Source organism: Microcystis sp. M090S1, assembly GCF_020246295.1.
GTDB lineage: Bacteria > Cyanobacteriota > Cyanobacteriia > Cyanobacteriales > Microcystaceae > Microcystis > Microcystis aeruginosa.
Window position 1 is genome coordinate 1 of sequence record NZ_JADBTF010000503.1, and the last position, 11010, is coordinate 11010.

Consider the following 11010-nt stretch of genomic DNA (forward strand, 5'->3'; position numbering starts at 1 on the left):
ACCGCCCCCCGCAACGCGCACGCAGTGGTCTCCCCCCGCAACGCGCACGAAGTGGTCTCCCCACACCCTACACCCCACACCCCACACCCCACACCCCACACCCCAATTCTTATGAGAGATTCCCTATCGAGCCATCTAAGAGTACAACAACATTGCCTCAATCAAGTCAAATTAGCCGTGAGAAAGCAGGGCTTTAGCAGTCAACGCTCCTTAGCTAAAGAAGCTGAATTTAGTCTGGCTATTGTCAGTAACTTCCTGACCGGTAAACCGGTAGAACAAGCCACTTTTGCCCAAATTTGTCGTCGATTATGCCTCGACTGGCAAGAAATCGCCGCCCTGAATGTTCAGCTAACAGCACCCCCTCAAGACAAAATTCTGGTTAATTCTCCATCCAAGAGCGAAAAATTGGACACATTACCCCCCTATCCCAATGGGGCAGTTCCCCTTGGTTCCCCATTTTATTTAGAACGTCTTCCCCTCGAAGAACAGATAAGGCAGGAAATCAAGAAACCGGGGGCTTTAGTGCGGATAAAAGCCCCGAAAGAAATGGGCAAAACTTCCCTACTTTTGAGAATGCTCGATTTTGCCAAACAGCAAGGCTACCGCACGGTGAGTTTGAACTTAGAACAGGTGGACCAGGCCATTTTGAGTGATTTAAACCAATTTTTGCGCTGGTTGTGTGCCAATGCCGCCCGTCAACTACAGTTAAAACCGCAATTAGATGAGTATTGGGATGAGGATTTAGGCAGCAAGATTAGCTGTACGGTTTACATTCAAGACTATCTGCTTGAATCGATTACCGCCCCCATTGTCCTCGCTCTCGATGAACTTAATCAGATTTTTGAACATCCCCAAGTGGCCAAGGATTTTTTACCGCTGCTGCGTTCTTGGTACGAAGAAGCCAAAACCCTACCTATTTGGCAAAAACTCCGTCTTATCGTCGTCCATTCCACGGAAATTTATGTTCCCCTGCAGCTCAATCAATCCCCCTTTAACGTGGGATTCCCCGCACAGTTAAGTCATTTTAGTCTTGAGGAGGTATTACAATTAGCCCAACGTTATCAACTCACCTGGGAAAATCAGGAAAAAGTCAAACAATTGATGGAGCTAGTGGGAGGACACCCGGCTTTGGTACAAACTGCCCTCTACTATCTCAGTCGGGAGGAAATAACCATGACGCAAATATTAACCAGTGCCACCTCTGTCACGGGGATTTATGCCCATCACCTGCGGCGCCATTGGGCGGTATTAGAACAACAGCCTGAACTAGCAAAAGCCCTCGATCGGGTGATGAGCGCGGTGGAACCCGTACAATTAGACCCAATTCTCGCTTACAAACTCAGCAGTATGGGACTACTCAAACAATCAGGAGATAAAGTAGTACCAGGCTATGAATTGTATCGACGCTATTTTTTAGAGGTGAAATCCTCTATCAGTTATCAGTAAACAGTAATCAGTAATCAGTGAAAGGCAGGGTGTGGGGAAGTGGGGAAGTGGGGGAATGGGGAAGTGGGGGAATGGGGAAGTGGGGAAGTGGGGAAATTGAACTAAAACCCCAAAACCCCAAAACCCCAACACCTGAATCCTATCTCCTGTCTCCTGCCTCCTAAATACTGGCTCCCGACTCCTATCTCCTGACGACCGACGACCAGCTACTAACCCCACCAACAAACTTTTTGCCGCAAACCCTACTTATGAATATGTCAATCAAAGATACTGTCCAAAATACTGTCAACATTGGTAATTTTAGTCGCTCGCAACTCGGTCAACCGGATGAGAACAATTTATATAAGGCAGTCGCCACAATTACTGAGGGACATTGGCCAGAAAATCTTTCGGGATACGTTTTTATCGTCTGTCCTTTTCATAGAAAAAATGACCGTCATTTGTTCTCTGGCGAAGGTGTAATTATTAAATGGGACTTGCAGGGGAAAAATAATCAAGTTAACGTTTACAGTAAAAAACTGAAAACTTGGGATAGTTTCTGGCGAAAAGTTTTACCGATATTTAATATTAGTCAAGCCACTTTTCCTGCCGTGGTCAGCATTCTGGGTTCTTCGGAAATAGCGAATACTGCTATGGTTAAACTAGAAAAAGTTTCCGAAGATGAACAACTAGAAGAAACCCGATTAATTCTCACTGCCGATGCGGGACGTTACTGGGAAGTGGATCCCGTTTCCCTTGATACTATCACTCCGATTGGTTATTTTGACCAACATCTTGTTTCCGTGCCTTTGTCTTTTTTCCCAGTCCTAGAAAATACCGCTCATCCCTTCTACGACAAAAAAACCAAAGAATTTATCACCTGTGAATTAAAGCTAAAAATTGTATCAGGAGGTATGTTAAAAGACTTAGATAACTCGGTGTATGTTGTGCTTTGGGATCAACAAAAACAACTTAAACCCTGGAAACTACAGGGAACTATCCTCGATGGTAGTCCCCATTCGGTCATCGTCACCGAAGATTATATCATGATTCCCGATATGCCTTTTCAGATGGGAGTAGCCAAACTATTAGGTATCAGAATCAAGCCGGAAGAAACCTATCCGAAAACTCAAATTTATCTGGTTAAACGTCAAGACCTCAAGGAAGAAGAAACCACCGTTCCCTCGCAATTAATTACCTTCAATGGCGACAGTTATCATTTCCTTTGTAATTACCATAGTATCAACGGTCAAATTCAGCTTGTGGCCATCCAAAACGCCACTATTAGTTTAACCGAAGCGATCGAAAAAGACGATATCCAACATTTTACCGGTCAGGGTTATCCCCCCGAATACCACGGCATTCCCTGGATGTTTTCCTTTGACCCCGGAGTGCTGCGCAAAGTGGTTATCGAAGATGCCAGGGTGATGAGCGAACAAGCTTTCATCCATCCGGGGTGGTTCTCTACCACTCTCTACACCGCCGACCCGCGGGAATTGGAACAGGGATACAGCGCTATTTATCAGGTTTATGCCGGTTATGTGCGCGAATTAATCTGTCGTCGTCAGTATATGGATTGTCGCGACCAGAGTAATCGCATCCTCAGGGATGCCGAACTTCCCTGTCATGACTTGCCCTCGGTATTAGCCAAGGTTCCCTTCGATAAGGATTGGAATCAGTTAACTGAACAGATTAGCCAAGAAAAAAATGCCAGTGATACTCATGTATCACATTTAGGTCGGGGACTACTGGATTTTTATGTTTGTCCCGATGGCTATATTTTAGATAGCATTCAGTTTATTCCCCAAGAACAGGGCTATCTATTTACGACGGTTTTAACCCCGACCAGAGTATTAGAAGCTTGGTTATTTAACCCTGACAATCTCAAGGGCGGACCGATTGCTAAACTGAGTTTGCCGGAAGATGTTCACTTTGGTTTTACCTTGCATTCCGAGTATTTCGAGCAAGTGCTGCCTTCTCCCCGTCCTTCCGTCTCACAGGTAAATCGAGTCCTGTCAGCCTTGCGGAGTCTTGTTTTAGTTCCCGTAGAATTTTTCTTGGGGAGACCCGCAGCCATTTACAATCGCCAAGTAAAAAAATGATTGTTCTCAACGGATACGACATTCTTGCCCAAATCTACGAAAGTGTTAACTCGGAAGTCTATCGGGCTATTCGCACCGCCGATAATCAACCCGTTATCCTCAAAATCCTCAAGCAAGAATATCCAACCGCACAAGAACTAACCCACTACAAACAGGAGTATAAAACCATCTGCGGCCTGAACTTCGAGGGGGCGATTAAAGCCTATGGTTTAGAAACCTACCGCAGAACTCCCGTGATTATTTTGGAAGATTTCGGGGGTATATCCTTAAAAAAATGGCTAGAGGGCAAACCCCTGGCCTTAAGGGACTTTTTAAGCCTTGCACCCCGAATAGTGGCTAATTTAGAGAAAATTCACAACGCCAAGGTTATTCACAAAGATATTAATCCTGCCAATATAGTTCTTAACCCCGAAACCGGACAAATTAAAATCATCGATTTTGGCATTGCCAGCGTCCTGCGGCGGGAAAATCCGGGGCTAAAAAATCCCAACGTCCTTGAGGGGACTTTAGCCTATATTTCTCCCGAACAAACCGGACGGATGAATCGCAGTCTCGATTACCGCACGGATTTTTATTCCTTGGGCGTTAGCTTCTACGAACTTCTCACCGGACAATTACCTTTTCGGGCTAAAGATGCTTTGGAATTAGTTCACTGTCATCTGGCAAAACAACCTTTGGAGATTAATAGTCTCGTCAGGGAGGAAATTCCCCCGGTGGTGGAGGCAATCATCAGGAAACTGATGGCTAAAACCCCCGAGGAACGATACCAAAGTGCCTATGGTATTCGGGCAGATTTAGAAGAATGTTTAAGACAACTAGAAAAAACGGCTAAAATTGAGGATTTTGTCATCGCTAGGCAAGATCTAGCCAATCAGTTCCAAATTCCCCAAAAACTCTACGGTAGGGAGGCAGAAATCGCCACTCTCCTCACTGCTTTTCAACGGGTAGCCACGGTGGATAAAAACTCCTCTCACACCGAACTGATGCTAGTTACGGGTTATTCTGGCATGGGTAAAACCACCCTGGTTAGGGAAATTTACCGGCCAATTACTGAAAAACGCGGCTTTTTTATCTCCGGTAAATTTGACCAATTTCAGCGCGATACTCCCTACGCTGCCGTGGTTAGCGCTTTGACTCATCTCGTCAAGCAACTTTTGGGGGAAAGTCAGCCACAACTGGAACTATGGCGACAAAAACTCCTCAAGTCTTTGGGGGCGAATGCACGGGTTATTATTGATGTGATTCCTGAACTAGAATTAATTATCGGTCCACAACCAGAGGTGTTACAATTAGGAGCGCTCGCTACTCAAAATCGCTTTAATTTAGTCTTTAAAAATTTTATTCGGGTCTTTTGTTCCCCAGAACATCCCTTAGTTATCTTTCTCGATGATTTGCAATGGGCAGACTTGGCTAGTCTCCAGTTAATAGAATTAATTATGCTCGATGGCGATATGGACTATTTGTTTTTAATTGGCTCCTATCGCAGTAATGAAATTAATTCCACCCATCCCCTAACCGCTACTCTCGATAAATTAGAGCAGGGGGGCATAATTATCAATCAAGTTATTTTAAGACCTCTGGGTCCTGCACAGGTCAATCAGTTAATTGCTGACACCTTAAATCATTCACCAGAATATGTGCAATCTTTGGCCGCTTTAGTCTGGCAAAAAACCCACGGTAATCCTTTTTTTGTCAATGAATTTCTGAAAACTATCTACTGGGAAAATTTGCTATTTTTCCAACCAGGGCAGGAAACAACCACTAAAACCGACAATAATAGGGGTTATTGGCAATGGCATCTCGGTCAAATTCAAAGGATTGGTAGTACCGATAATCTGATTCAATTTATGATGGGCAAAATGCAGAAATTGCCCCCCGAAACCCAGGAAATTTTAAGTTTAGCCGCTTGTCTTGGGGCAGAGTTTAATTTATATAGTCTGGCAGTAATCTCTGAAAAATCACCTCCAGAACTTTTACCAATTTTAACTTCTAGTAGCGAAGCTGGTTTAATTATTCCCCTCTCAGAATTGGATGAACAATTACTGATTCAAGAATATAAATTTGCTCATGATCGCATTCAACAAGGAGCTTACGCTCTCATCGAAGACAGCAAAAAATCTTTAATTCATTTGAAAATTGGTCGCCTACTTTGGCAGCATACTGCCGCCAATGAATTATCGGAAAAGATTTTTAAAATAGTCGATCATCTCAATCTTGGTTATCAACTAATTAGCGAGGAAAAAGAACGAGAGTCAGTGGCTAAATTGAATTTACTAGCAGCCCAAAAGGCAAAAGCCGCTAATGCCCAAACTGGAGCCTTAAAATATATTAAAATAGCTCAAAAACTTCTCAAAAAATCAAGCTGGAAAAATAACTATCAACTGACTTTAAATATTTATTCTGAAGCCACAGAAATCGCCTATTTAAGTGGGAACTTTGAGCAGATGCAACGCTGGGCTAATCTCGTATTAAAACAGGCAAAAACAACCCTAGATAAGGTGAAAGTTTATGAAGTAATCATCGAAGCTTATCAAGCCCAAAATCACGAACTAAAAGCGGTAGAAATTGGTTTATCCGTCCTCAAAAGCCTAGATTTCGAGATTCTTGAATCCTTAAAATCATCAGATATTCAGGAAGAACTCAATAAAACTAGGCAAAAATTAGCGGGTCAAAATATCGAAAATTTAAGTAATTTACCGCCGATAAATGAGGAAGAAAAATTAGCAATCATGAAGATAGCGAGTGCCATATTTTCTCCTGTTTATATTGCCGCACCTCATCTCTTACCCATCCTAGTATCAAAACAGGTTAACTTATCAATTGAATACGGCAATAGTTATCTAGCGGCTTTTACTTATGTCAATTATGGCTTAATTCTTTGTGGTCTTTTAGAAGATTGGGAAACGGGTTATCAATTTGGACGATTAGCTTTAAACATTGCTGATAAATTTCATGCCAAAGCCCTGATGCCGAAAATAATTGCCGTCTTTTCCGCCACTATTAGTATCTGGAAAGAACCGATTAAAAATTCCCTGTCCTTGTTAAAATCTTCCTATCAAACCGGTTTAGAAATGGGCGATCTCTACTACGGAACAACCTGCGCCTATCTTTACTGTTTTCATTCCGCCTTTATCGGACAGGAATTAACCGAATTAGCCCAAGAAATAGCTAACTATGATCTGGCTTTTGTTAAGCTCAAACAAGAAAACCCCCGCAACTATCTAAAAATCTACGGCCAAACAGTTTTAAATCTGCTGGGGCGCTCGGAAAATCCCGGTCATTTAGAAGGACAATACTATCAAGAAACTCTTATGTTACCGTACCATCTAGAGGCTAATGATCTCTACGGTCTCTGTGCTTTATTTGTTAATAAATTATACCTTTGTTATCTATTTGGACAGTACGAACAAGCCATTGAAAATGCTAACCAAGCCCAAAAATATCTGGGAGGAGCTACCGCCACTTTCTTGATTTCTCTGCATAATGTCTATGATTCCCTCGCCCATTTAGCTATTTATAATCATCTGGACAATGACCAAAAACAGCAAGTATTAGAACGAGTGACGAATAATCAGAAAAAGCAACAGGAATGGGCGAATCAAGCCCCCTCTAACTATCTCCATAAATTTTATTTAGTGGAAGCGGAAAAAGACCGGGTGCAGCAATCCTATCTAGAAGCCATAGAAAACTACGATCTAGCCATCGCTAAAGCCAAGGAAAATGAATACATTAATGAAGAGGCACTGGCTAACGAACTAGCGGCGAAATTCTATCTCGATTGGGGTAAAGTAAAAATTGCCAAAACCTACATCAATGAAGCGGCTTATCTCTATTCTCTTTGGGGAGCAACAGCTAAAGTCAAAGATATAGAAAGCCGCTATTTTCAGTTAATGGTCAATAACTATAGTTCCAATTACCCGACCGAAACTAGGAGAACTTCCACCAGAAAAAATTCAGTTAGTCATGCGGGAGAACTGTTAGATTTAGCCACGATTATGAAGGCCTTCCAAGCCATTTCTAGCGAGATAGTTTTAGATAAATTACTCGCCACCCTGATGAAAATTCTCATCGAAAATGCTGGGGCGCAGCTGGGCTATCTTATCCTAGAAAGCGGCGGACAACTATTGATCGAAGCCTCCGGTTCGGTGCAGGAAGATGGGGTGACAGTCTTTAAATCTAATGCCATCGAAGAACATCTTCCCGTCTCAATTATTAACTATGTAGCCCGGAGCGGTCAAACCGTTCTTAATGACGATGCTGCCCATGAGGGCAATTTTAGCAATGATTCCTATATTAAAACCCATCAAACCAAATCCCTGCTCTGTTCGCCCCTCCTCGACCAAGGACAACTGCGGGGAATTGTCTATCTAGAAAATAATCTCACCGTCGGGGCTTTTACCCAAGAAAGATTGGAAGTGCTGCAACTGCTCTCCAGCCAAGCGGCGATCGCAATTACTAACGCCAAACTCTACGCCGAAATCAAAGCCAAACAGAGACAACTAGCGCAATTTTTAGAAGCGATGCCAGTGGGGGTATTCGTCCTTGATGCTGGCAGTCAACCCTATTATGCCAATCAAACCGCCCAAGAGATTTTAGGAAAAGAGATAGTTAATATCACCACGGCTAATCAGTTGGGGGAAACCTATCAGTTATATCAAGCTGGAACCGATCGATTGTATCCCACAGAATACCATCCGATTGTCCGAGCTTTAAGGGGGGAAAAAAACACGATGGATGATCTAGAAATTCACCAAGGAGAGAAGATTATTCCCCTAGAAGTGTATGCCACGCCCGTTTTTGACGAAAAAGGAGAAATTATCTATGCGATCACCGCTTTTACCGATATTACCGAACGAAAACAGGCGGAAGCGGAACGGATTCGCTTTACCGAAGAATTAGCCGAGTATAGCCGCACCCTAGAACAGAAAGTGCAGGAGCGCACCCTAGAACTCAGCCAAACCCTAGAAATTCTCAAGGCCACCCAAGCAGAATTACTGTTTGAAAACGAACTCCTCAAAACTAACGAACAATCTAGCACCTTTGACTACCAAGTGGGGGGCAGTTTACCCATGGATGCCCCCACCTACGTGGTCCGCGCCGCCGACCGTTATCTCTATAAAGCCCTCAAACGCGGCGATTTTTGCTATGTTCTCAATCCCCGTCAAATGGGCAAGTCTAGTTTAATGGTACGCATGATCGACCACCTCCAACACGAGGGGGTCTGTTGCGCTCCCATTGATTTAACCCGCATCGGCAGCGAAAATGTCACTCCCGACCAATGGTACAAGGGGATAGCCTTCGAGTTAGGGCGACGTTTTGGACTGCTCAAAAGGGTCAATCTCAAAGCTTGGTGGCAAGAACGGGAAGATGTCTCGGCAGTACAGCGCTTGGGCGAATTTATCGAAGAAGTGTTATTGCTGGAAGTGGGGATCGTGGAAGGTTCTCCCCCGAAACCGATCGCGATTTTTATCGATGAAATTGATAGCGTTTTGGGCTTAAATTTCGCGGTTAATGACTTTTTTGCCCTGATTCGTTCCTGCTATAACCAGCGTGGTTTTAACCCGCTCTATCGGCGTTTGACCTTCGCTTTCTTCGGTGTTGTCACCCCCTCCGATTTAATTACCGACCACCAAATCACTCCTTTTAATATCGGTCATTCGATTCAATTGGAGGGTTTTAAGGAACACGAAGCCCAGCCTTTACTGCGCGGATTGGCCGAGAAAGTTAGTAACCCGCAAACTGTCTTAAAAGAAGTCTTTGCTTGGACAAACGGTCAACCTTTTCTGACCCAAAAACTCTGTCAGTTAATTCGCACCGCCGCCTCGCCGATTCCCCCCAATGGTGAGGCCTCCTGGATTGAGGACTTGGTACAGAAGAAGATCATTGACAATTGGGAGGCTCAGGATGAACCGGAACATCTGCGGACTATTCGCGATCGGCTTCTCAACAGTCATCGCTCCCAGTTACTCCTGAGACTCTATGAACGGATTTTAAGGGAAAAAGAGGTGATTGCCGAGGATAGCCCTCCAGAAAAAGAGTTACTTTTATCGGGGTTAGTGATCAAAGACCAAGGCCGGCTGCGGGTCCATAATCCCATCTATCAAGCAATCTTTAACCTCCATTGGCTGACCCTGGCAAAATCAACCTAATACTAAATCCTGTTTAAAAGGCATAGGATAGTGGGAAGTTGTGGAACAATACCCAACTGGGTTTTTAAAGTTGGATTGGGAGTTAATCAAACTATTAAAAACGGATTTGCTATTACACCCTGAGCAATCGCTGATTTAGCGGCACTCGCTCCTATCATTCCAGAGATCAAAACCCTTGAAGTCCCCAAAAACTCCAAAATCTGAATCGCTAGTTGGGGAAAGAAATGTAAAGATTTATTAAATATAGAGAAATTGCGGCATGGGATATGATTGATCTGGTTGCCTATTAGTCTAAGTCAGATGAATATCGAACAAGCAGTCATTAAAAACCTCAGAAAACTTCCCTTAGAAAAACAACAAGAAGTCTTATCTTTCACCGAATCTCTCATCGCCAAAACTTCACTTCCTTTGCCAGCTCCGACTCTTACCCCTGAACAGCGAGCCGCTAAATGGATGAGTTGGGTACAAAGCCATTCCTCTAATAATCCCCCTTTACCTGATGAAGCTTTACACCGTGACACAATGTACGAAGATTAATGACCCAATATTTACTGGATACTAACATTCTCTTACGAGCTAGTGACCCTAACTCATCAAGTTATCCCCTAATCATGAATGTTGTTGACATGATTATTAGACAAGGGGGAGAATGTTTGATTACTTCTCAAATTTTAATTGAATTTTGGGTTGTAGCAACACGCCATAAGGATGTTAATGGACTAGGTTGGACAACACAAAAAACACAACAGGAAATTAACCAAATTTGATCTCAATTTTCTTTATTAGCAGAAACCCCAGATATTTTCCCCCTTTGGTTTCAATTAGTCACCACCTACAATATTAAAGGAAAACGCACCCATGATATTAGGCTTCTTGCTGTCATGAAAGCTTCTAACATTACCCAGTTATTAACCTTTAATTCTGATGACTTTATCCCTGTCCCCAATATTACCATCGTTCATCCGCAAGATTTCATTAATTCCCAATAATTAAGCAGCAAATCCGACATAACGCACCAACATCCCTCACGGAAGCGGATAGTTCGCCTGAGAAGGGATAAAACAACGGAAAACACCTTTCCCTGTCAATCGCTAGTTAGGGAGAAGAATGTAAAGATTTATTAAATTGTAGCTTTTGATACAGTTGCGAGGGGGGGAATGTGTACAGTTTTGTTGTCTGCCTTTGGTCTTGGGTTAGGCTGTTGCTTGACCTGGCTGCGAGGAGGAGCTAAGTAGGTCATTACTTTTGAAAACTGGTATTATTGTTAGGAAACTCACATCCATGATAAGTAAAAAACAATCAGAAAACAAAGTTAATGCTCTTACAAAAACGCT

4 protein-coding genes and 1 pseudogene are annotated in these 11010 nt (G+C 43.2%); all 5 read left to right on the plus strand.

The window, feature by feature from the left end; translation table 11 throughout:
* The first annotated feature begins 111 nt into the window (after positions 1 to 111).
* The 5 genes and pseudogenes from IM477_RS22170 (at position 112) to IM477_RS22190 (ending at position 10665) form a co-directional block, all read left to right on the plus strand.
* Positions 112 to 1446, plus strand: a complete 1335-nt coding sequence (locus tag IM477_RS22170) for an AAA-like domain-containing protein (protein WP_287733506.1) — start codon at positions 112 to 114, stop codon at positions 1444 to 1446.
* A 248-nt stretch (positions 1447 to 1694) separates the two neighbouring features.
* A complete protein-coding gene (locus tag IM477_RS22175; protein ID WP_287733503.1) occupies positions 1695 to 3527 on the plus strand; it encodes a carotenoid oxygenase family protein in 1833 nt (610 codons plus the stop codon).
* Positions 3524 to 9676, plus strand: a complete 6153-nt coding sequence (locus IM477_RS22180; RefSeq protein WP_287733505.1) for an AAA family ATPase — start codon at positions 3524 to 3526, stop codon at positions 9674 to 9676. Before IM477_RS22175 ends, IM477_RS22180 begins: the two co-directional genes overlap by 4 nt.
* A 300-nt stretch (positions 9677 to 9976) precedes the next feature.
* On the plus strand, positions 9977 to 10213 hold the full coding sequence (locus tag IM477_RS22185; protein ID WP_287733508.1) for a hypothetical protein: 237 nt from the start codon (positions 9977 to 9979) through the stop codon (positions 10211 to 10213).
* A pseudogene (locus tag IM477_RS22190) lies at positions 10213 to 10665 on the plus strand (type II toxin-antitoxin system VapC family toxin). Before IM477_RS22185 ends, IM477_RS22190 begins: the two are co-directional and overlap by 1 nt.
* Positions 10666 to 11010 lie beyond the last annotated feature (345 nt).

Coding starts and splice junctions, on each gene's coding strand:
- IM477_RS22170 (WP_287733506.1), top strand. CDS start 112: ATGAGAGATTCCCTATCGAGCCATCTAAGAGTACAACAACATTGCCTC.
- IM477_RS22175 (WP_287733503.1), top strand. CDS start 1,695: ATGAATATGTCAATCAAAGATACTGTCCAAAATACTGTCAACATTGGT.
- IM477_RS22180 (WP_287733505.1), top strand. CDS start 3,524: ATGATTGTTCTCAACGGATACGACATTCTTGCCCAAATCTACGAAAGT.
- IM477_RS22185 (WP_287733508.1), top strand. CDS start 9,977: ATGAATATCGAACAAGCAGTCATTAAAAACCTCAGAAAACTTCCCTTA.